At 57.3% G+C, this 21,157-nt stretch carries 16 protein-coding genes; 9 read left to right on the top strand and 7 right to left on the bottom strand.

Going from position 1 to position 21,157, the window contains the following annotated elements; translation table 11 throughout:
* Window positions 1-11 precede the first annotated feature (11 nt).
* The 4 genes from cas2 to zapE all read right to left on the bottom strand — a co-directional run bounded on the left by cas2 (window position 12) and on the right by zapE (window position 6,203).
* Complete coding sequence (gene cas2 / locus AB8C10_RS03290) at window positions 12-329, bottom strand: CRISPR-associated endonuclease Cas2 (protein WP_049337737.1); 318 nt, start codon at window positions 327-329, stop codon at window positions 12-14.
* Window positions 322-1,236, bottom strand: coding sequence for a type II CRISPR-associated endonuclease Cas1 (cas1, locus tag AB8C10_RS03295; protein WP_368866821.1), 915 nt, complete (start codon window positions 1,234-1,236; stop codon window positions 322-324). Before cas1 ends, cas2 begins: the two co-directional genes overlap by 8 nt.
* A gap of 6 nt (window positions 1,237-1,242) precedes the next feature.
* A complete protein-coding gene (gene cas9, locus AB8C10_RS03300; RefSeq protein WP_368866822.1) occupies window positions 1,243-4,650 on the bottom strand; it encodes a type II CRISPR RNA-guided endonuclease Cas9 in 3,408 nt (1,135 codons plus the stop codon).
* A 503-nt stretch (window positions 4,651-5,153) separates the two neighbouring features.
* The gene (gene zapE / locus AB8C10_RS03305; RefSeq protein ID WP_049327058.1) at window positions 5,154-6,203 is read right to left on the bottom strand and encodes a cell division protein ZapE; all 1,050 of its coding nucleotides are present in this window, start codon (window positions 6,201-6,203) and stop codon (window positions 5,154-5,156) included.
* Window positions 6,204-6,946: 743 nt separating this feature from the next.
* Here zapE and AB8C10_RS03310 point away from each other — a divergent pair.
* The 9 genes from AB8C10_RS03310 (at window position 6,947) to AB8C10_RS03350 (ending at window position 14,709) form a co-directional block, all read left to right on the top strand.
* The gene (locus tag AB8C10_RS03310) at window positions 6,947-7,657 is read left to right on the top strand and encodes a DUF6318 family protein (RefSeq protein ID WP_368866823.1); all 711 of its coding nucleotides are present in this window, start codon (window positions 6,947-6,949) and stop codon (window positions 7,655-7,657) included.
* A gap of 544 nt (window positions 7,658-8,201) precedes the next feature.
* Window positions 8,202-8,864 (top strand): hypothetical protein, encoded by a 663-nt coding sequence (locus tag AB8C10_RS03315; RefSeq protein WP_368866824.1) that lies wholly within the window; start codon window positions 8,202-8,204, stop codon window positions 8,862-8,864.
* A 187-nt stretch (window positions 8,865-9,051) separates the two neighbouring features.
* On the top strand, window positions 9,052-9,762 hold the full coding sequence (locus AB8C10_RS03320; protein ID WP_368866825.1) for a DUF6318 family protein: 711 nt from the start codon (window positions 9,052-9,054) through the stop codon (window positions 9,760-9,762).
* Between the two features lie 42 nt (window positions 9,763-9,804).
* Window positions 9,805-10,509: a DUF6318 family protein gene (locus AB8C10_RS03325; RefSeq protein ID WP_368866826.1), complete on the top strand. Its 705-nt coding sequence runs from the start codon at window positions 9,805-9,807 to the stop codon at window positions 10,507-10,509.
* A 48-nt stretch (window positions 10,510-10,557) separates the two neighbouring features.
* Window positions 10,558-11,268: a DUF6318 family protein gene (locus tag AB8C10_RS03330; protein WP_368866827.1), complete on the top strand. Its 711-nt coding sequence runs from the start codon at window positions 10,558-10,560 to the stop codon at window positions 11,266-11,268.
* A gap of 182 nt (window positions 11,269-11,450) precedes the next feature.
* A complete protein-coding gene (ybaK, locus tag AB8C10_RS03335) occupies window positions 11,451-11,951 on the top strand; it encodes a Cys-tRNA(Pro) deacylase (protein WP_005506356.1) in 501 nt (166 codons plus the stop codon).
* An 87-nt stretch (window positions 11,952-12,038) separates the two neighbouring features.
* Window positions 12,039-12,518, top strand: a complete 480-nt coding sequence (msrB, locus tag AB8C10_RS03340; protein ID WP_368866861.1) for a peptide-methionine (R)-S-oxide reductase MsrB — start codon at window positions 12,039-12,041, stop codon at window positions 12,516-12,518.
* Window positions 12,519-12,743: 225 nt separating this feature from the next.
* Entirely contained in the window at window positions 12,744-14,009 is a 1,266-nt protein-coding gene (locus AB8C10_RS03345; RefSeq protein WP_313969071.1) for an HRDC domain-containing protein, read from the top strand.
* Between the two features lie 175 nt (window positions 14,010-14,184).
* The gene (locus AB8C10_RS03350) at window positions 14,185-14,709 is read left to right on the top strand and encodes a Rieske (2Fe-2S) protein (protein ID WP_368866828.1); all 525 of its coding nucleotides are present in this window, start codon (window positions 14,185-14,187) and stop codon (window positions 14,707-14,709) included.
* Window positions 14,710-14,876: 167 nt separating this feature from the next.
* Here AB8C10_RS03350 and dxs read toward each other — a convergent pair whose 3' ends face one another.
* The 3 genes from dxs to AB8C10_RS03365 form a co-directional block, all read right to left on the bottom strand.
* Window positions 14,877-16,949 carry a 1-deoxy-D-xylulose-5-phosphate synthase gene (dxs, locus tag AB8C10_RS03355; RefSeq protein WP_368866829.1) on the bottom strand — a complete coding sequence of 691 codons (2,073 nt, stop codon included), beginning with the start codon at window positions 16,947-16,949 and terminating at the stop codon, window positions 14,877-14,879.
* A 215-nt stretch (window positions 16,950-17,164) separates the two neighbouring features.
* Window positions 17,165-18,817: a class I SAM-dependent RNA methyltransferase gene (locus AB8C10_RS03360; RefSeq protein WP_368866830.1), complete on the bottom strand. Its 1,653-nt coding sequence runs from the start codon at window positions 18,815-18,817 to the stop codon at window positions 17,165-17,167.
* Window positions 18,818-19,006: 189 nt separating this feature from the next.
* Window positions 19,007-21,154 (bottom strand): APC family permease, encoded by a 2,148-nt coding sequence (locus AB8C10_RS03365; RefSeq protein WP_368866831.1) that lies wholly within the window; start codon window positions 21,152-21,154, stop codon window positions 19,007-19,009.
* Window positions 21,155-21,157 lie beyond the last annotated feature (3 nt).

A 21,157-nucleotide genomic window follows, 5' to 3' on the forward strand; every position in this document is an offset into this window, starting at 1 on the left:
GTGAATCTCAGCTAGAAGATATCCAAAGCCTCCGGCTTCTCCTCCATCTGTTGCACCTCCGGCCCCAAATGGCGAATCGAACCAGCCCACTGAGCATCCGTAAAACGCATAATACGAATCGCACCACCCGGCGGAACCTCAACCTGCAACCGGAACAAATCAGAACCCGTCGCATTCCCATTCAGATAGTACTTCGCATACACACTCAACTGCATACGGTCAAAACCCAAATCCAGCAGAACATGACGATAACGATTCGCCAACTTCCGCTCACTCTTCGTCTTCACCGGCAAATCAAACATCACCATCAACCACACAGGATCAGCCATCCTCACACAACTCCTCAACAGCCGTCAGCTCCCACACCGGAACCGACAACCTATCACGCTTACCCTCAACATAGAGAGCAAACTCAGAACAAAAATCCTCCATCACCGTACGGAGCTTAAACGGCGAATCACCATTCGCCGCATCAGACAACACCTGAACCAGAGCCGCCTTCTCCTGCCGGCCCAGCTCAACAGAACCAGCAGAAATCAGCTGATACACCGCATAATCCACTGCGGGACGGAAAGGCTCCACCAAATCATCAACCAGCGCAAAAGCATTCGACCGATGCCGGTGGAACAGCGACAGCGTAGGGCACAAACCCGCAGCAATCACACGAGTTAAAACCCTGCCGCGAAGAATCGTATACCCATAATTGAGCATGCCATTCACTACGTCATCCGAGAGCTGCTGACGACGGAATCCCTGTTCCGGAAGGAATGCGCCCCAATACAGGCGCGCCCCCTGAGCCTCCGCATTCGACGGATCGCCAGAACGCACCGAACGAGCCAAAGCGCGAATATCCGCAGCCCCCTGCCGTCCCATCGCATCAAGACAATTCGCCTGACCCCGAAGTTTAGCCTTCACAATCTGCATCCACGCATTCTTCGCACGCGGCACGCTCAACTCAGCCTGAGCCTCATGACGAGTAAACACCTTCGTATTCTCAGACCAGTGATACAACGTAGAAATCGGCTGATTACGCCAATCACAAATCGCGGCAGCAACATCAAAACGTTCCAGACCAGCCACCAGGCCGTAACCCCAGGAGCACCCCATACCAAGGAGGATAAAATCGACCTCAGCAAGTGGCGTGCTCCGCTCCCCCGCCACGATTCGCCCCCTCTCATACGACAGGAAGCCCTCATAGGCAGTGAAATCAAGAACACGCCACTTACTATCCATCATGGTCTCCTAGCCTTCCGCACCCAGAGCGCGCAATGCCGAAGAACGGACCTCGAACGAGGTCGGCAGATTACCGTTACCGCGCCAACGGGGGAAACCCAAGTTATTGCGGCGAATAACCTTCAGACTCTCCAAAGGCAGGAAGCCGCTAATAGCAACAAACAAGCCCCTCTCGACAGCTCTCAAAAGAATGACCTCAACATCGCTCAGAGTCTTACTAGCAACCTTCTTCTGAAGATTAGAAGGAAGCTGCTCAGCCGACAACAAAGCCGGACGGATACGCAAAGTACCCGCATTATAGAAGCCATCCACACGCCAACGGCTCTCCGGCATCACCTGAAGAAGTCGATTCAACTCATCATTACCACCATGAGCAATGTAGTCATCCGGATCAAACTCCAACTCGTCGTCCTGAGTAATCCACCCAAACTCAACCGCTTCGCCACTCTCAACCGCCTTGCGCACACCTTCCTGCATACCACGGAAAGACTGAGAACCCGGATGAATGGGCATACGCAGAATGTCACGGCTACCGCTCTCACGCATCAGCCAAGGGAACTCCGCGCCATACACACGGAGCATACCGAACTTCAGCTCCCCCTTCTTCGTCAGCCAACTATACAGGCGAGCATGATGAATAGACTCACCAATCTCAGCCGCGCCACGAGGAGTCAAAATCGATGCTGCCTTCTTCGGGAAGAACAGCACCTCATCATCAGCCTCAATGTAGCGACCATCCGACAGCTCAAGCGAGCGAGTAGAATCCTCAGGAAGCTCCTTCAACTTACCCAGCACCTCCTTCATAGCCAGGTAAATCTCCGGATCGACAATACGTTTCACAGCATCAGCAGGCCATGCAGAACCCAAAGTCAGCTTCTTCACCGCATTAATCGTGTCATCGTGCACGGAGCCATTCTTCGGACGCAAACGAAGCGGGCTCACCACCGCAATAGAGTCGTCCTCGATAGCCTCAGCCAACAGGTCGCCCAAAACCGTAGCGGCCTTCTTCCACTCCAAGAATTTCTCCTGAGAAGCCGGGTACAGACCGGTAAAGTCACGCCAGCCGTTCTCACGCTTCGTCTCATTAAACTCGCGCCTCAACTGATGGCGTTGCTCCAGAGTAAGAGCAACCGAACGGTTCAAGAGGGTCATGACCGCTGCATCAATTGCGTGGTGGCGCACATCAAAACGATTCTTATCACGTTCACCGCGCAGAAGAATACGCTCATCAATGCCACCCGCACGACGGGATTCGCGCGTCACTGCGCCAGCATAAACATCCAGCACCACGCGGCTCTTATCGTCAGGGGCAAGACCCTCATTAAAGTGCTGCTCCAAACGCTCACGCACCGCCACAGCCGCGTACGAGGTCGAAGCCAGCGAGCGCTCATCAATCGGATCATCAGCCTCAGTCTGCTTGAGGCGGCGAATCTGATTCTTCAGCATCTTAGCCTTCTTGGGGTCCTTAAAGGCCTTCAGTTGACGAACACGGTCAATGGTCTCCTTGAGCTTCTCCGGGGAAGCCCAGCGGTAGAACGGGGTGTTACTCTTCATCGCGTTACAGTAGCGGCACACAGCAGCCAGATTCTCGCGACGAGAGGAACCGCCGCCAGCACGCGGTACGATGTGGTCCAGCTCAGAAGTAGTCGTCGTAATCATCGTGCCGCAGTACAGGCACTGGCATTCCTGCTCCTGAATCACCAGGTGGCGGCGAACATCCTCGCGCTTCGGGTTTTCCACACCGGACTCACGCAGTTCGTTACGAATACGCTCGTTCTCTTCGCGGTTCTTCTTCTGCTCACGCAAAATGTCCTGACGCTGAGCGGGGCCCATAAGTCCGGTGCGGGCATGCTCAACCGTGATTGCCTGCGGGCGACCCCACTGACGTTCACAATCCAGGACGAAGCGGCGCAGAATAGTCAGAACGCGGTCCACCGTAGGCTGGCCCGTCTGCTCCTCCAGCTTAGCCAGGGGCGGGCGCCAGGTATCGTCCACACCGAAGACAGCCTTGCGAGCCTCGTGAAGACCCACACGGTGTTCGTGCATGTACTCACTCAGCTTAGAGAGGGTCGTCGCGCTGTATCCTGCGCGGCCAGCTTCGAAGGCGATATTAGAAAGAGCTTCACGCTCCTCTTCAGGCCAGCTCTCGAACAGCTCATACAGGCCCGCTTCAATAGCCGCCTGGGCAGTGTCATCCGTTGCGTCGGCAAGGAACATAATGAACAGACTGCGCAGCTGGTCGTCATCAGTAGATTCCCACCACTTGCGTGCTTCAGTCTTCGCCTTCATTGCCTTCTCGAAGGCTGCAGACGAACGGTCGAACGGCGCGGTCTTCTGCTGAACGTCCTCAAGAACCGGTGCAATAAGACGGTTACCCGGGACGCCAATCTCTTCAGCCACATCAGCCCAGCTCGGCTGGTCCTTACCCGTGTAGGACATCAGGAAATCAACCGCAGCATCGTATTCGCTTTCGGAGAGCTCACGCTTGGTACGGGAATCGGTACGCACACGCAGGTTAGCAACAGCGTCGAGGATACGGAACTCCTGGAACTCCAACGAGGCACGGCTTGCACGGATTTCAGAGGGATTCAGCGGGTCCTTACCCACGCGGTCCTTCGGCACGTAGGGGCGCACGTGCGTAAAGACAGCTTCGCGAAGAGCCTCATACTGATCCTCGATACCCTGAACCTCGCAGATACGACGAAGCTCAGCCAGCTGGTCCTCCTGGCGCACCTTCGCGGCCATCAGCGGCTGAGTGCCGTAATCAGCCAGGTACTTCTCAGCCTTCTTAGGGTTATTAGCTTCCTTAGCGTTGTAGCTGCGGCGAGGACGCAGAAGAACCTCATTATTAGCGGCAAGAGCACCCAACATGCCCAAAGTCGGATTAGCCGGAACCTTCTCACCAAACAGCTCACGCGCACGAGCCAGAATAATCTCAAAAGTCTCCGACGGCTCCTGCGATGCTTTCTCCAGCTGGTCAAGAGACCACCACGGATTAGCCCAACCACGGTGACGAGCCATATGGCGCACAGCGCGCACCAGATGCTCATTCAGCTCATCAGCACTAGCCAGCTTGATAGAAGCCAGCAGTGCACGGGACGTCCATGCCTCATAGGTCTCAGGCTCAGGACCTTCCGGCACGGTGTAACCCAGATTCTCAAGCACCTTATCGAGGTCACGCAGACGCTGCTTACGGCGACGGTTCATACGCATCGTACGACGAGCTACGCCGCGGGTTTCCTTGCGGCTCTTCGGGCTCTTGTTCTCGGTCGGATCGAGTCCTCCGTCGTGGCGGAAAGTTACCAAAGCCAACTTCTGGATAGGGAAACCAGCATCATCAAATTCGATAGCGGCAAGACCAACAGAACGGTCGCCGACATCAACACCGATACGGTAGTTCTTCATGTCCGTAGACATGGCATACTCCTTTGTGAGTGATTGCAATCAAGTGCAGACATTGCACTCCTGACAAGCATCATTGCGCTCATCTGAGACTAACAATAACCTGACTGCGCCATATACGCATTCGAAACCGTCATTCACACTCCCAAAAAGCGCAAAAAAATTTTTATGTGAAGCACTTGCAGAAGTAGCAAGTCTCTATGCTAGAATCAGTAACGAAAGATTCTTAATAAGGCGTCCTTCCGATGCTGACTTCTCACCGTCCGGCTCCTCTCAGGAACGGGCGGTATGTTTTTAACTTCCCTATTTGCGGTGTGCATTTAGCAAGCCCGCGAATCATAACAAGCCAAGACAAACAAAGACCCCCTCCGGATCCTCTCGTAGAGCATCCGGCGGGGGTCTTCACTATATAAACTTTTCGGCACGGTTCACGCTGCGCGGTTCACCCGGCGCAACTCACGCTACGCAGTTCACGTTGCAGGATTCACCCTGCAAGATTTCACAGCGTCAGGCGGCGGCTACTCAGACTCGCCGAGCATGCCCTCACGAGCCAACGCAGTCAAACGAGACACCGCACGGAAATACTTCTTCTGATAACCACCAGCCAGCATCTCCTCAGTAAACACCTTGTCAAAAGGCACACCCGAAGAAACAATCGGCAAGTCCTTGTCATACAGGCGGTCAGCCAACACCACAAAACGCAACGCCACCGACTGCTCAGTAATCGGGTGAACATCACGCCACGCAATACCATCCAGGCCATCAATCAGCTGACGGTAACGCGACGGGTGCACCTTAGCCAGATGCTCCACCAGGTCAGCGAAGTTATCCACGCCAACAGTCTGGCCGCCGAACACTTCCTCAACCTTCGCATCAAACGCATCATCAGCGACAGGCTCCGGTGCGGCAGGCAGGCCACGGTGACGGAAATCCTCACCATCCACACGGTGCACCTCAAACTGCGAAGCAAGCACCTGAATCTCACGCTTAAAATCCTCAGCCGCAAAACGGCCCTCACCCAGCGCACCCGGCAGAGTGTTCGACGTCGCCACAAGCTTCACGCCAGCATCCGCCAGCTCACGCATCAGACGAGACATGAGCACAGTATCACCCGGATCATCCAGCTCAAACTCGTCAATACACACCAGCTTGTAGCTGCTCAACGCCTCAACCGTCTTACGGAACGTCAACGCACCCACCAGGTTCGTGTACTCCACAAAAGTACCGAACGCTTTCGGGCCATCCACATAATGCCACAGCGACGCCAACAAGTGAGTCTTACCCACACCAAAACCACCGTCAAGGTACAGGCCAGCCTTCGTCGAATCCTTCTTCTTGCCACCAAACAGGCGACCAAAGAAACCGGCACCAGCGCCGCCACCATTAATCTTGTCGCCAAAATCCTTCAGCTTCTGCACAGCCTCAGCCTGCGACGGCTGATTCGGATCAGGAATGTAGCTATCAAAAGACACTTCACCAAAACGCTCAGAGGGGCGGAAACCCGCCAGCAACTCATCAGCAGAAACGCGAGGGATGCGGTCGGTCAAGTGTACGGTCGTGGTGGGCACAAAAACTCTTTTCTTCAGTGACGGCGATGTGACATTCGCTTTAAGTGTAGTACTGTCTAACACCCCACGTGAGCCATATGAGTTGCCCGCCACATTACGGGCATGAGGAGGGGTGGGGATGTGGGGTTGGGGGGGTGCGGGGATGCGGGCAAGTGGGTGACATGTGGCACCGGGCGGGGGATGCGAGGGCATGGGTGTTCGGGTGCGGAGACTGAGGTGGTGTGTGTGTATCCCGTGGTAGGTCCATCTTGGGCAGGCGCTCTTAGGTGGGCGCAGCGTTCGATAGGTTAGTGTCTTCGCCGTGGGTTTTAAACTCGTTGTGAAGGCACTAACCTATCGATTATTCTCCTAACCTATCGGCTATTCCTCTGCCCCACTGTCTACGCCCCTAGCTTGCTGTTCATTCTTTTGGTCTGCGGCCCTCTCCCCTGGTCTGCTGCAGGGATTCTTTTGCCGGGGAACACTAGCCACTATGTGTAAATTCTTTGCGTGCAGGTATTTATTTGATACATAAAACATTGAGGTGTTCGTATGGTGATGTTTCGTCGCTGTAGCACCCAAAAGAATGCAAATGGCGGCAAACATGCGGTAGGGTGGTGTCTGTAGTGTTCCATAACGCATTGATGCGTTCAGCGGGTGCGCTACGGGGCTGTTTTCCTTCCGGTGGTCAGTTCGACCTGTGAAAAGTAGCCCGACTTGCACATATACATCACACCATCACCGACGATAGGAGCGCATCTTCTATGGATTCGACCATTTTCACCCGCCGTACCCTGCTGGGCAGCGGCGCACTTGTGGGCCTTGGCGCCCTGCTTGCGGCATGTGGCCAGCAGGCAAATAACGAGGCGGCAGCTTCTTCTACTGCCGCGCCGAGTGAAACGGCATCGGCTTCTGCTGCGGCATCTGATGCAGCTTCTGCATCGGCTACTCCGAGCCCGGTCATCACCCGCGGGTATTCAGGGCAGTCCAAGGCACCCGACGGCGAGTACCGTAAGGCAGACGGCTACGGCCCTGCCCAGAATGTACCGAAACCCCGCAATGAGCCTGCTCAGTACCCCGAGACCGAGGAGGGTCTCATGAAGATGATGCAGGACTGGCTGGTTGCACACAACTATGGCACCCAGACTGGCGACTGCTCATATGCGTTCAAATATGTCACGAAAGATACCGATGAATATAATTCATATAACTATACGGAATCGCTTTACCAACGTGGAGGGTGGATCATTGGAGGGCTGGAATCTTACCAATCCGAAGGCCCCCTAATCTACGATGATCAGAATAAGAGTTATCGGATGAAATTCCGAATCATCTGGTCAACTGTCACATATGTAAATCCTGACGGTCGCCTAAAAATGGATGCTAATACAGACACGAATGATGATTCTTTCTATTTCTTGTATGCATATTCTGATGGATACTGGAAAATCTCTGGGTCTGATTTTAATGTCTAACGCCAAGAAGCTATCAATGCATAATAATAGAAAAATTTTCTCCACTTTATGTGCTTCTATTCTTGCGGTAATTTCTATGTCATATTTCCCTAATTCTATCGCCGTTGAATGCACAAACCAAAATTCTAACGGTCATTGTGTAAAAATTCCGGGAAATAAGAGCACCCCTCAGAATGATGATTCTGCAAAAAGATCACACACTGTCAATCAATCGAAAACGACACAAATTTCGGGAGATGACCCGTCTTCTGCCGCCTCGGTAGAAGCAGCGCGCAAGAGTTGGGAGGATAACCACATCCCAATGCGTGATGGAACTAACCAAACAATCTACGGAACTGTACCCGAAGCCAGAAAAGCCGGAGATGCAGAATGTTACACGGAAGGAGACCAACATCCTGGCCACTACGTCATAGGCGCTCTACCTCAGGGAGATAACGCCAATAGAATACCCAACCATGTTGGCGGCCGCTACTGCATACCCAACGACACCAAAAACCTCACCTCTAATGACCCCGCCCAACCCAAGGGCCCCACTGCTGAGGAAATGGTCCAAGAGATTGAGGACCAATTCGCTAACACCAATATTCAGGCCCCTGTTTTGAAGCAGTCCTATAACCTTGGCTCTGGTCAGGGCGAAGACAACCCCAACGTCTATAAGAATCAGGCCGTCAACTTCTACGTCGACGCACCGACTGCACGTTGGGAAGGTGACCTCATGATCGGCCACGTAGAGATGGAATCCTACCCCACCCAGATGACCATCCAATACGGCAACGGTGACGAGGGCAGCTTCTACACCATGGGCAAGCCGGTCAGCAGGGCACGTGGTGAAGAGTCACGCAAGACCGCGACCAGTTATGTGTATAAGCGTTCAGGCAACTTCCACGCTTACGCAACGGTGTCTTACTCTGGCCGTTTCCGTGTGAACGGCGGTGACTGGCAGGCTCTGGATGTCGTGTTGACGAAGGAAACTGTCGACCCGCTGCTAGTCCGTGTCTGGTGGGTTGACGTGGGACGCGTCGGAGGTACCTGCGCCGAAGATGACACTCGCTGGGGTTGCAAGAATGACCCCACAATGGGCAAAAAGGATAACCCAAACCCTCGTCTGCGTAAGGCCGATATTCGCACCGGCCAGCGTTGGCACCTGAACGATAACGGTGACGGGGACACGGAGTATTCGTTACACCGCGACTGGCCTGACATGTAGGGCTGCTCCCCCGCCGTGGGTCTTACGCTGAGAAGCCACATGTTCGCCGAGAAGCCACTTCTTTTGTGGCTTTTCGAAACACATGTGGCTTCTCGGCTATCGGGTTCTTCCTTGTGGCTGGTTAAGTCTTCCGGTTTCTAACCAGCCACCTATTCACACTTCACACCGATATGAGGAATGTATTTCCATGACTTCCGTTTTTCTTACCCGCCGCGCACTGTTGAGCGGCAGCGCCCTCCTTGGGATTAGTACTCTGCTCGCAGCATGCGGCCAGCAAGCAAATAGCGAGGCGGCAGCCACCGCATCCGCAGCACCGGGCGAAACCGCAACCGCTGTTACTTCTGAAGTTGCCTCTGAATCAACTACCCCTAGCCCGGTCATTACCCGCGGCTACTCCGGGCAGTCCAAGGCACCCGACGGCGAGTACCGCAAAGCCGACGGCTACGGCCCTGCACAAAACGTCCCCAAGCCTCGCAATGAGCCTACACAGTATCCCGAAACTGAAGAAGGTCTCAATCACATGATGGAGGATTGGGTCAATGCCCATAACTACGCAATTCAGACTGGTGACTGTTCCTATGCATTCAAGTATGTAACAGAAGATACTGAAGAATATAGGTTCTACAAATATATTGAAATACTTTACAAAAATGGTGGATGGGTTGTAGATTCCCTAGATTCATACCAGAGTGAAAGCGCCCTATTTTATGATGAATCTAAGAAAATCTATCGTATGAAAGTCCGCAGAATTTGGTCAACTGAAATATACATTGAATCGAATGGAGATATAACAAGAAGGGCAAATACCGATACAAGTGACGATACTTTCTATTTTCTCTACACATACTCTGATGGCTACTGGAAAATTATCAATAGCAAATACGAGCACGAGCTATAAGTACCACCAGGTTTAATTCACCAATATAAGGAATGTATTTCCATGACTTCCACTCTTTTTACTCGCCGCGCGATGCTGAGCGGCGGCGCCCTTCTGGGTCTTGGCGCCATGCTCGCAGCATGCGGCCAGCAAGCAAATAGCGAGGCGGCAGCCACCACAACCGCAGCGCCGAGCGAGACCGCCTCGGCATCCGGTACTGAGTCGCCCTCAGCCTCGGCAACCCCTTCTACCGTCCGAGGCTACTCCGGCGGGTCCAAGGCACCCGATGGCGAGTACCGCAAGGCAGACAAATATGGTCCTGCTCAGAATGTTCCGAAACCTAGCCTCCCCGGAGAAGGCTACAGCGAAAAATCTGTAGAAGGCCTACGCAAAACATTTGACGCATGGGTCCAATCGGGAAACTACGGTATCCAAACTGGCGATTATGCAAAGGCACGAGAATTCATCTCGCCTAGTTTCAGCTCCGAATTAGAAGCCTACGAAAGCATCGAAAAACTATATAAGCGCGGCGGATGGGTTATCGACGGTATCGAAAATTTTACAGCTGATGGGTCGCCTTGGTCTGAAGACGGCGAAACATATTTCTGGAAAATGTATCGCAACTGGAACCAGGAGATTCACGTTGAACCAGACGGTAAATGGACTGCATGGGATAACGAGGATAAAACTAACAATACTTTCAAAGTCAAAATGAAACATAACGGCCAAAAGTGGTTAATTCTTGACTTCGAAGATTTGAATGTCTAATCAGTATTCATTTTTTACACACCACACCGATATAAGGAATACACTTCCATGACTTCCACTCTTTTGACCCGCCGCGCAATGCTGAGCGGCGGTACCCTCCTGGGTCTTGGTACCCTGCTCGCTGCCTGCGGCCAGCAAGCTGCCAACGATGCGAGCGCATCCGCATCTACCGCATCGAGCGAAATCGCCTCGGCATCTACTACAGCGGCTGAATCGCCTACAGCGAGCGCCACTCCATCTACCGTTCGCGGATACTCTGGCAGGTCCAAAGCCCCCGACGGTGAGTATCGCCCTGCTGATAAATACGGTCCCGCACAGAATGTACCGAAGCCTAACGCCCCAGAGGACGGCTACAACGAAAAGTCTCTGGAGGGCCTCCGCAAGACGATGGATGCCTGGATTTTATGGGGTAATTACGGTACTCAAACTGGCGATTACTCGATGGCATTCAAGTTTATGTCCCCCTCTTTCGAAAGTGAGATCAAAGCCTATTCAGCCGTCGAGGACCTTTACAAAAACGGCGGATGGGTCATCGGCGGTATAAACCACTATCTAGCTGACGGTAACCCCTGGTCGGAAGATGGTGAAACCTATTTTTGGAAAGCTTACCGCGAATGGGACTATGAGACCTACGTTGAATCCGACGGTAGCTGGCGCAAATGGAGTAATGACGATAAAACTGATGACACTTTTAAGTTTGAGCTGAAGCACAACGGGCAGAAATGGGAAATTATGAATTATGAACCTGTCGATGACTAGCCCTTCCACACGACCCTAAAATTCCGCACCCCGCAGACATTCCGCATCCTTCAGACACGCAGAAGCCACATGTGTTTCGAGAAGCCACCATTGTTGTTGCTTTTCGAAACACATGTGGCTTCTCGGCGCATAGGTATCAGCGCATAGGTATCGGCGCATGGCGTCTTCCGTAAAATGGTTGTATGGCTAAGAAAACTAAAGGTAAGAAGAGCGGCGCAGCAACCGCCGCCGTAGCGCTGCTGACCGAGACGAACACCCCCTTCCAGATGCGCGAATACGAGCACGTTGAGGGCGTCACCTCCTTCGGTGAAGAAGCCGCGAAGAACCTCGGCGCTTCCGAGGAGCAGGTGTTCAAGACCCTGCTGATCGTGCACGAGAAGGATTTCGCCGTCGCGATCGTGCCCGTGTCTGGCAAGCTGAACATTAAGGCCGCCGCCGCCGCCCTGGGCTGGAAGAGCGCCTCCATGTGCGACCCGAAGGTCGCTGAGCGCCGCACCGGCTACGTGGTGGGCGGTATTTCTCCGCTGGGCCAGAAGACCCCCTCCCCCACCCTGCTCGATGAGTCCGCGCAGCTTTTTGACACGATTATGGTCTCTGGCGGTAAGCGCGGCCTGGATGTTGAGCTCGCCCCGGACGACCTGCTGAAGCTCACCAACGGCAAGTACGCTGACATCCGCGCTTAGTCCGCGCTCAGCGGGAATAACCCGCCCGGCCGCGGCGTTACATAAGTCGTAGGAGCCTGGGCAAGAGAGCAAACTGAAGGAGTCATGATGGGCAATTCGCTACCCGGCGTGGGTGCTATCGCCAAGAACTGGCGTGAAGTGCTCAAGCCTGAAGAGTACGCTGTTCTGCGTGAGGGCGGCACCGAGCGCGCGTTCACCGGCGAGTACTGGAACACCCACACGGAGGGTGTGTATTCGTGTCGTGCCTGCGGTACGGAGCTGTTCCGTTCCGATCAGAAGTTCGATTCGCATTGTGGTTGGCCGTCGTTTTTCGCGCCGCTGGCTGAGGACCGTGTGCGCTACCTGGAGGACACGACCTTCGGTATGCGCCGTGTGGAGGTGCGTTGCGCTGCCTGCGATTCGCACCTGGGTCACGTGTTTGAGGGTGAGGGTTACCCGACTCCCACGGATTTGCGGTATTGCATTAATTCGGTGTGCCTGACGCTGACCCCGGCTACTGAGGCACCGGCTACTGAGGCACCGGCTACTGAGGCAGCCGCTGGTGATACCCCGGCTGACGAGGCGTAAGCCGCCGAATAAACCCCTGCAAGACCCCCATCGGGCACGCCGGTGAACCCCTTATTGTGAGTCTCTCTAAATTCGAGGCTTTAAGCTCGGGCGGGTAGAATGGCGTAGTGCCTTCGCGGGCACGCCACCCCGCCCGGGCTCATGTTTGCTCGGGCGTACGCCTACCCGGGCATCTGGCGCATCGTATGGGCGCGTCGAATCAGACAGAGGAAAAGGATTGAGTGCATGAGTACCGCAGCTGAACAGAATGCCGCAGGCACCCCTCAGCTGACCCTTAACGGTATCGAAGTTCCGGATGTTGTTCCTCTGGAGACCCCTTCCGCACCGATTCCGACCCTTATCAATACGGAGAGCGGCCTGCGTCGTGCCGCTGAGCAGTTGGCGGCGGCGTCCGGCCCGGTGGCTGTTGATACGGAGCGCGCTCAGGGCATCCGCTACGGTTCGCGTGCTTTTTTGGTGCAGCTTAAGCGTGAGGATCAGCTGTACCTGATTGACCCTGAGGCGTTTAAGGATCTGCGCATTATTAACGATGCTCTGGCGGATGCAGAGTGGGTTATTCACGCCGCGATTCAGGACTTCCCGAGCTTGGATATGCTCGGTATGCGCCCGAATCGTCTGTTTGATACGGAGCTTGGTGCGCGTCTTGCCGGTCTGGAGCGCGTGAATCTGGGTGCGACCGTTGAGGAGTTGCTCGGCTATAAGCTGGCGAAGAAGCACTCGAAGGAAGACTGGTCGCGCCGCCCTCTCCCGGAGTCGTGGCTGAACTATGCGCTGCTGGACGTTGACGTGCTCATTGATTTGCGTGACGCGCTGGAGGAGCTGCTCCGCAAGCAGGGTAAGCTGCAGTACGCCCTGGAGGAGTTCGAGTACCTGTGTAAGTCCCCGGTGAAGGATCCTACGGATCAGCCGGAGCGTTGGCGTAAGACGAAGGGCCGCACGATGCTGCGTTCCGTCAAGCAGCTGACGGCGTTGCGTAACCTGTGGCTTGAGCGTGATTCGCTGGCGCGTAAGAAGGACGTTGATGCGAAGCGTCTGCTGCCCGATTCTGCGATTGTGGAGGCGGCACGCACCATGCCGCGTAACGTGCCCGCTATCATGGCGATTCCCGGTTTTCAGACGCGCGGCCTGCGTCGTGAGGGTCCGCGCTGGGTGCGTGCGATTGCCGCGGCGGCACGCGGTGAGAACGCCGTACCGTTCACTTTGCCGTCGACTGCTCCGCCGCCGTTGAAGGCGTGGGAGTCTAAGCGACCCGAGAATTTGGCGTTGTTTACCGAGGTTCGTCAGGCGATTGATGAGCTCTCGGAGGAGCTGACCATTCCGGCGCAGAACCTGATCACGACCGATTATGTTCGCCGCCTCTGCTGGGAGCCACCGGCTCGTTTCGACGAGCAGACCCTGCGGGATGCGCTCGCCGAGTACGGTGCGCGCCCCTGGCAGACGGGTCTGGTTGCCCCCGTGATTGCGCCGATTTTTGCCCGCCACCTGGGGTAGTTTTCTCTAACGCTGAATAGACGTGTGTGCCGGTTGGGTGTGTTGCTGATGCGACCGCCCGACCGGCATTTCTATTCTCTTCGCGGGTGCAGGCGGGAACAAAGCTTAGCCTGCTCTCATTCGATTTTTATCCCAAACGGGCATAGGGTGGAGAGAGTACACGAAAGGACCCACCATGCCCGCACCCAACGGATGTTGCCGTTCTCAGGAGGCGTGCGCCTCCCCCGCTACTGAATCTGCAGCCGTCGACACCGCAGTCGATACCGCAGAGACTGAATCTTCTGCTCGCGTCTTCTCCCGCCGCGCAACCCTCGTCACCGGTGCCGTTGCATCCGGTGCGCTACTCGCTTCCTGCGCCGAAGATGACTCCGACGTCACCCCACCCGAAGGCAGCGTTGAGATGGGCGCCGCCTCCGCAGTGGGCGTGGGTAAGGCGGCACGTCTGACGCACGGCTCCACGACCGTGATCGTGTCCCAGCCCTCTTCGGGCGAGTACAAGGCATTCAGCACCGTCTGCACCCACCAGGGCTGCCAGGTGCAGGTACAGGATTCTAACCGTATCGTGTGCCCCTGCCATGGCTCCGAGTACGCCGTAGCTGACGGCTCGGTCGTGCACGGCCCCGCGGAGGAGGCGCTGACCAGCTACCCGGTGCAGGTGAAGGGCGGCAAGATTTTCGTTAGTGGCACCGGCAACTCCTAAAACCAGCGGCCCAGAACCTACGTAGAGCAAAACCTACGTACGGCAAAATATGCATACAGCAAAGCCCCGCCCATCAATCGTGATGGGCGGGGCTTTGTGCTGTCTATAACCGCTACTGATGCCTGCTGCCGAGAGCAGCTCAGGCGGCACGTTTCAGGTACGACCGCTTAGCGGGTGTGGCGCGGCTTCTGGCCCTCTTCACGAGCGAACGGCACCTTATCGCCTGCCAACTGCGCACGCAGGTCCGCGATAATAGTTTCCGCGGTCAGGCCAACCTCTTCCAGGATCTCTTCACGAGAAGCGTGCGGAATGAACTCCGCCGGAAGACCCAGCTCGCTCAGCGCGGTATCCACGCCAGCCGCACGCATTTCCTGGCGGATGCGCGAACCCACGCCACCGGAACGCACGCCGTCCTCAATGGTCACCACAATGCGGTGATCGCGGGCCAGCTCAATGACCGAAGGCGGCACCGGCATCACCCAGCGCGGGTCAACCACGGTCGACTGGATACCCTCGGCGGCAAGAACCTTGGAGGCTTCCAGAGCCACACGAGCCATAGCGCCCACAGCAACGAACAGTACGTCACGCTGACCGGTCTCCGGGTGGGGTTCGCCGGTGCGTGCCAGCACGTCCACGCCATCGCTGCGGCGCTCCAAGGCGGGAATGTCCTCACCCACGGAACCCTTCGGGTAGCGAATCACGGTCGGGGCGTCGTTGATAGCTACAGCCTCACGCAGTTCTTCGCGCAGGGTCGCGCCATCACGCGGAGCCGCCAGGTGCAGACCCGGAATGAACTGCAGCATCGCCAAATCCCACATGCCGTGGTGGCTTGCGCCGTCCGGACCGGTAATGCCGGAGCGGTCCAGCACCACGGTCACGCCCGCCTTGTGCAGGGCAACGTCCATGAGCAGCTGGTCAAAGCCGCGGTTCAGGAAGGTCGCGTAGAGAGCAACCACCGGGTGCATGCCGCCGTACGCCAGGCCTGCACTCATCGCCACGGCGTGCTGCTCAGCGATACCTACGTCAATAACGCGCTCGGGGTGGCGCTTCTGGAACTCGCGCAGACCCACGGGAATGAGCATTGCGCCGGTAATGCCGACGACGTTCTCCTGCTCATCCGCAATATCCGCAATTTCGCGGCCAAAAACGCTAGTCCACGACTCGGCGGTGCTGGTCGAAACGTCCTCACCGGTCAGCGGGTCAATCTGGCCCACCGCGTGGAACTGGTCGTCCTCGTTCGCGCGGGCGGGTGCGTAGCCGTGGCCCTTCTCGGTAATAGCGTGCACAATCACCGGGCCGGCGTAGTTCTTCGCCGCGGTCAGTGCGTTCTCCACAGCCTGCTGGTCGTGGCCGTCAATGGGGCCCACGTACTTCATACCCAGGTCTTCGAAAATGCCCTTGGGAACAACGACGTCCTTAATGCCCGCCTTCATGCCGTGCAGGCCGCGGTACACCATCTGACCGACGGGGCCGCCACGCTGCAGACCGATGCGCACCGCATCCAGCGCGTGGTCGTAGCGGTGGTCGAGGCGCACACGATCCACTTGCTGCTGCACGCCGTGCTTCAGCTCAGACAGCTGGTTCGCAAAACCGCCAATAGTCGGCGCGTAGGAGCGGCCATTATCGTTGACCACAATCACGACCTTGCGGGTGCGGTCGGCTGCAATATTGTTCACAGCCTCCCACGCCATGCCGCCGGTCAGCGCGCCGTCACCAATGAGAACCACGGTGTAGCGGTCATCTTCACCGTTGAGCTTATGCGCGCGAGAAATACCGTCAGCCCACGAAATCGAGCTGGAGGCATGCGACGAGGCAATAATGTCGTGCTCAGACTCGCCGCGATCCGGGTAGCCTGACAGGCCGCCCTTCTGACGCAGAGTCTTAAACGCGTGACGGCCGGTCACCAGCTTATGCACATAGGACTGGTGGCCGGTATCGAAAAGAATATTGTCCTTGGGAGATTCGAAGACACGGTGAATACCGAGGGTCAGCTCAACAACGCCCAGGTTCGGGCCCAGGTGACCGCCAGTTGCCGACACGTTCGTCACAATGAACTGGCGGATCTCCTTAGAGAGCTCCTCCAGCTGCTCGTAGCTGAGGTTCTGCAAATCCGCCGGGGACTGAATGCCGGGGAGCAACTTGGCAGTGGCACCGTCGCCAATGCTGTAGTCTGCGGTGGGTGCGCCACCGGCGACGCTATTCGGGGTCTCCTCCTGCGGCATTGCGTTTTCAGCGGACATACACCCACACTCCTCAAGGTTGGGGCACGGCTCATTCCGTGCGTTGGTTCTTCAATGATTCTACCGTTTACGGTGCCAAAAAGCAGATTTATGCGCCCGCAGAGCAAGACGCACCGGGTTGAGTGAAAACGGTCTGAAATAACCCCTAGTGGGCTGGCTGGTGAACAGTCCAGCCAGCCCAACACGGTGGTTATCTACGTACGGCTAGTGCTGCTCTACTTGGTGCGGCGGCGGCGCGGACGAGGCTTCGCCGGGGCACGCTCAAACAGCGCCACAGACTCCACGTGATGCGTATTCGGGTACATATCGAACGCCCGAAGCTGCACCATGTCCCAACCCAGCTCACGCAAAATACCGGTGTCACGGCCCAGGGATGCCGGGTCGCACGCCACGTACAGAATACGCTTGGGGTCCAGCGCATCCAGGCGTTCCAGGGTGGTGCGGTTTGCGCCCTCACGGGACGGGTCAAGGACCACCGCATCAATGGCGGGGATCTCACCAAATTCAAGGGCGGTCTTCAAATCGACCAGGTGGCGCGCCACGTCACCGCGAATCACCTCGATGCGGGTGTTCGCGGAGTTCTCGGTGCGGGAGCAACCATCCGGCGCGAAGTTCGAGCGCGCATCCTTATGGGTCACCGGGGAGCCCTCAATGCTGACGACAGTACCCGTTGCGCCCACGGCGTCCGCGAGCGCGGCGGTAAACAGGCCCGCGCCGGCGTACAGGTCGAGGGTGCATTCACCTTCCTGCGGGCGGAGCATGGTGAGCATGGTGCCGACCATGGTGGAGGGGGCGGCGCGGTGAATCTGCCAGAAGCCGCCGGCGGACACCTGGTAGCTGAATCGGCGGGAGCCGAAGGTGACTTCTTCGGTGACGGATCGCAGGCCGGCACCGAGCAGCTGGTCGCCTTCGGGTACGCGGCGGTAGGGGCTGTGGGAGGAGCCGGGGCGGCGGCGCTTGGGCTTGCCGTTGGAGGTGGACTGCGGGGTGAAGAACAGTGAAATCTTGCGCTTGGCGAGCAGACCCCAAGCGTCGGATGCCTGCTGTTCGATGTCTTTGGCGACCTCTTCGATGGAGAAGCGGGGGTCGACGATGAACTGCAGCAGGACCCTGCCGCGGGAGGAGACGGTCGCCTCAACCTCACGTACGCCGCGCAGGTTCAGCTTCTCAAGCTGCAGGTTGCGTAGCTCGGTGGCGGCAAGGGGAAAGTCGACGACCGGTACGGGCTGGGAGGCGCGGTACGGGTGCATGCCGATGCGCCAGGTGACGGCAGGGTTCTTCTTGCCGCCGTTCTTCTGCTCGCTGTTCTTCTCTTCGCTATCGTGCGCGCGGACCTTGGTCACGTTGTAGCGCACTCGGGTACGCCAGGACAGGCCCTCGTTGTTATCGCGCAGGGGAAGCTCTTCAACGATGAGGTTGGTCAGCAGGGGCGATTCGAGGGGCAGGCCGCCCAGTCGGTTGATTTGGGTGCGGACGATATCGGTCTTGTAGCGTCGCTGCTCATCCAGGTTGATGTGGCCGTACTCCATGCCGCCGAGCAGTTCGGGTACGCCGGTGGCGGCGGCGCGTTCCTCGTCGGTGGCGAGCGCATCCGCCTGAATCCAGGGGTGGGCACGGCGTGCCAGGGAGGGTACGGGTACGGAGATAACATCCGCGAAGTAGAAGCGGCGCTTGGGGCCGATTGCGGTGATGCGCACTTCTGCCTGTTCGCCGACGATGCCGTGACGCACGAAGATGACGCCCTGTTCGGTGCGCGCTACGAAAGCGCCGCCGTGCGCGGGTGCCTCACAGGTGACGGTGAGGGTCTGCCCGACGCTGTATCCGTCTACATTGTTGGAGGCGGCAGGCGTGGTAGCAGTGTGAGTCACAGCATTGTCTCCTAAAGAATCACTTAATGTGAACTATTTTACACCGGTTTGTATCTTTATTCCGATTCCGACGCCCCGCTAGGGATACCGAATAGGGCGTAAAGGGCAAAGTCCAGGCGCTATTCGAGGGGATGTACGAGGCTACGTACGGGGTGTACGGAGGCTCAGAAATCGGCTTAGCCGATACGGCTAGCGCTTCTTCTCGCGCGCCACAGCGTCCGCCTCGTGCAGGCGGCCGCGGTACACCGCGTGGCGGTTACTCTGAATCAGTTCGCGGCCGCCACCGGCAGAACGGGTCACGTTCGGGGCGACCGCCGCCGTAGAACCGTCAGCAGCCTCTGCGGTCGAATCATTGGCAGCTGAGTCCTTGCCCTGCAGGCGCTGATCAAAGATCTCGTCATACACTTCGTCCTCGTGCATCGCCCACGGCACGGTCGCGGTCATCACGCCCGGCTCATGCAGAAGCGCCTGCTTGAGGCGGCGCACCGTACGGCGGTGCAGAAGACGCTGCCACCAGTGCTCCACCACGAACTCGGGCAGGTACACCACCAAAATATCGCGGGGCGACTTCTTGCGGCGGCGGCGAATATACGAGACGACCGCCTCCACGGTGTCACGGTACGGCGAATCAATCACCGACAGCGGCACCGGAATACCCAGGGCATACCAGCGCTTCTTCACGACTTCCAGAGCGGCGCGGTCGTTGTTGACCGTCAGCGCCTCAATCGTGGAGGGGCGACCGGCACGCGCATAGGACAGGGCGCGAACCGCCGGGCGGCGCACACGCTCCACGTACACGATGGCGTGTACACGCGAAGGCAGGGCCGCCACATCCGCAACGGATTCAGCGTTCAGGGGGATGTCCAAGGCGGCATCCACCGCATCGTAGTGGCGGCGAGTCACAACCATACCTCCAACCATCAGGGCAATCATTCCAAGGGAGAGCCACGCACCGGCGGCGAACTTCGTCACCACGACGATGACCAGCACCGCGGCGGTCACCATCACGCCCACCGCGGAGACCGCAATATCGCGTAGCAGGGCGCGGCGCGGCATCTGCGCCAGGGTAATACGAAGCAGACGCATGCGGTAGCGCACCACCGCCAGCTGCACCAGCACCATCGACAGGCACATGCCCACGATGTACAGCTGAATCAGTGAGTACACGTCCGAGTTGAAAACGGTGGTGAGGAAAATCGAAATCGCAGACAGCGCCAGCACACCGTTCGCGTACAGGCCGCGCGAATCCACGCTGCGGAAGAACACCGGCAGGTACTGGTAATCAGCTAGCGACGAAGCAATCACCGGAAAGCCCGTAAACGCGGTCAACGAGGCAATAATCAGCACGCCCACCGTGGCAAAAACCAGCAGCTGCGCAAAGAACGGCACGCCCTGATAAATCGCCAACGCCACCTGGTACAGCGCAGGCTTCTGGTGGAAGTACTCCCCCGGCGTGTGCCCGTCAATGAACAAGAAACGGGTCGTATCGTGCACCATGTGAACGCGGGTTGCCGCAGCAAAACCGAGCAGGCTCACCAACAGTACCGAGGTAATCAGGCCCATCAGCATCATGGTGATCGCCGCATTATATTTCTTCGGGCGGCGGAAGTACCTCACCGAATTAGAAATCGTAGAAACACCCGAGAACGCCACCAAGCCGGCGGAGAAAGAACGCGCCAGAAGCAGCATCAGCGCCAGACCCTCCAGCGAGTGGGTCTCGAGCTCGGGGGCAATCACGTAGGTCGCCGATTCAGCCAGCGGCAGGGTACCCGTCGCGGCACGAATCCAACCCACAATAAGGGTGACCCCCAACAGCGCCAAGAACACGTACAGCGGCCAGTACGCAATCTTGCCCAGCAGCTGCACGCCACGCAGCGCAAACAGTGTCAGCGCAACAATGAGCAGCACCGCAATGTGCGTGCGCCAATCCTGAATCTGCGGATACAACGCCACCAAAAACGAGGACGCCGAAGACATCGACACCGCCACAGTGAGCGTATAGTCCATCAGCGAGGACGCACCCATCACAATCGACGGCAACGCACCCAGTTTGCGGTGCACCAGCTGAATATCGCCCTCAGAAGCAATCTGATTAATGTTGTACCGGTAGGTACCAATCACCAGCAGACCCACCATCGCCACGCCCAAACCAATCCAGGGCGAAAAAGCGAGCGCAGACGCACCCGCAGCGGCAAGGGTCAAAATCATCTGGTCGGCGGCGTAGGCGACCGAAGAGATGCCGTCGGCACCGAAAAGAGGCAGGGCGTAGCGCTTCGGCAGCGCGACTGCCGAAAGATTTCGCGTGCTGACCGGCTGACCGGTCAGGGCGATGCGCATCCT

Origin of the sequence: Rothia mucilaginosa, assembly GCF_964210535.1 — a bacterium.
Taxonomy (GTDB): Bacteria; Actinomycetota; Actinomycetes; order Actinomycetales; family Micrococcaceae; genus Rothia; species Rothia mucilaginosa_F.

Bases quoted from the DNA above. Each gene is read 5' to 3' on its own strand.
- cas2 (WP_049337737.1), bottom strand. From the start codon at position 329: ATGGCTGATCCTGTGTGGTTGATGGTGATGTTTGATTTGCCGGTGAAG.
- dxs (WP_368866829.1), bottom strand. From the start codon at position 16,949: ATGTCCGCTGAAAACGCAATGCCGCAGGAGGAGACCCCGAATAGCGTC.
- ybaK (WP_005506356.1), top strand. From the start codon at position 11,451: ATGGCTAAGAAAACTAAAGGTAAGAAGAGCGGCGCAGCAACCGCCGCC.
- AB8C10_RS03345 (WP_313969071.1), top strand. From the start codon at position 12,744: ATGAGTACCGCAGCTGAACAGAATGCCGCAGGCACCCCTCAGCTGACC.
- cas1 (WP_368866821.1), bottom strand. From the start codon at position 1,236: ATGATGGATAGTAAGTGGCGTGTTCTTGATTTCACTGCCTATGAGGGC.
- cas9 (WP_368866822.1), bottom strand. From the start codon at position 4,650: ATGTCTACGGACATGAAGAACTACCGTATCGGTGTTGATGTCGGCGAC.
- AB8C10_RS03330 (WP_368866827.1), top strand. From the start codon at position 10,558: ATGACTTCCACTCTTTTGACCCGCCGCGCAATGCTGAGCGGCGGTACC.
- AB8C10_RS03325 (WP_368866826.1), top strand. From the start codon at position 9,805: ATGACTTCCACTCTTTTTACTCGCCGCGCGATGCTGAGCGGCGGCGCC.
- AB8C10_RS03320 (WP_368866825.1), top strand. From the start codon at position 9,052: ATGACTTCCGTTTTTCTTACCCGCCGCGCACTGTTGAGCGGCAGCGCC.
- msrB (WP_368866861.1), top strand. From the start codon at position 12,039: ATGGGCAATTCGCTACCCGGCGTGGGTGCTATCGCCAAGAACTGGCGT.
- AB8C10_RS03350 (WP_368866828.1), top strand. From the start codon at position 14,185: ATGCCCGCACCCAACGGATGTTGCCGTTCTCAGGAGGCGTGCGCCTCC.
- AB8C10_RS03315 (WP_368866824.1), top strand. From the start codon at position 8,202: ATGGTCCAAGAGATTGAGGACCAATTCGCTAACACCAATATTCAGGCC.
- AB8C10_RS03365 (WP_368866831.1), bottom strand. From the start codon at position 21,154: ATGCGCATCGCCCTGACCGGTCAGCCGGTCAGCACGCGAAATCTTTCG.
- AB8C10_RS03310 (WP_368866823.1), top strand. From the start codon at position 6,947: ATGGATTCGACCATTTTCACCCGCCGTACCCTGCTGGGCAGCGGCGCA.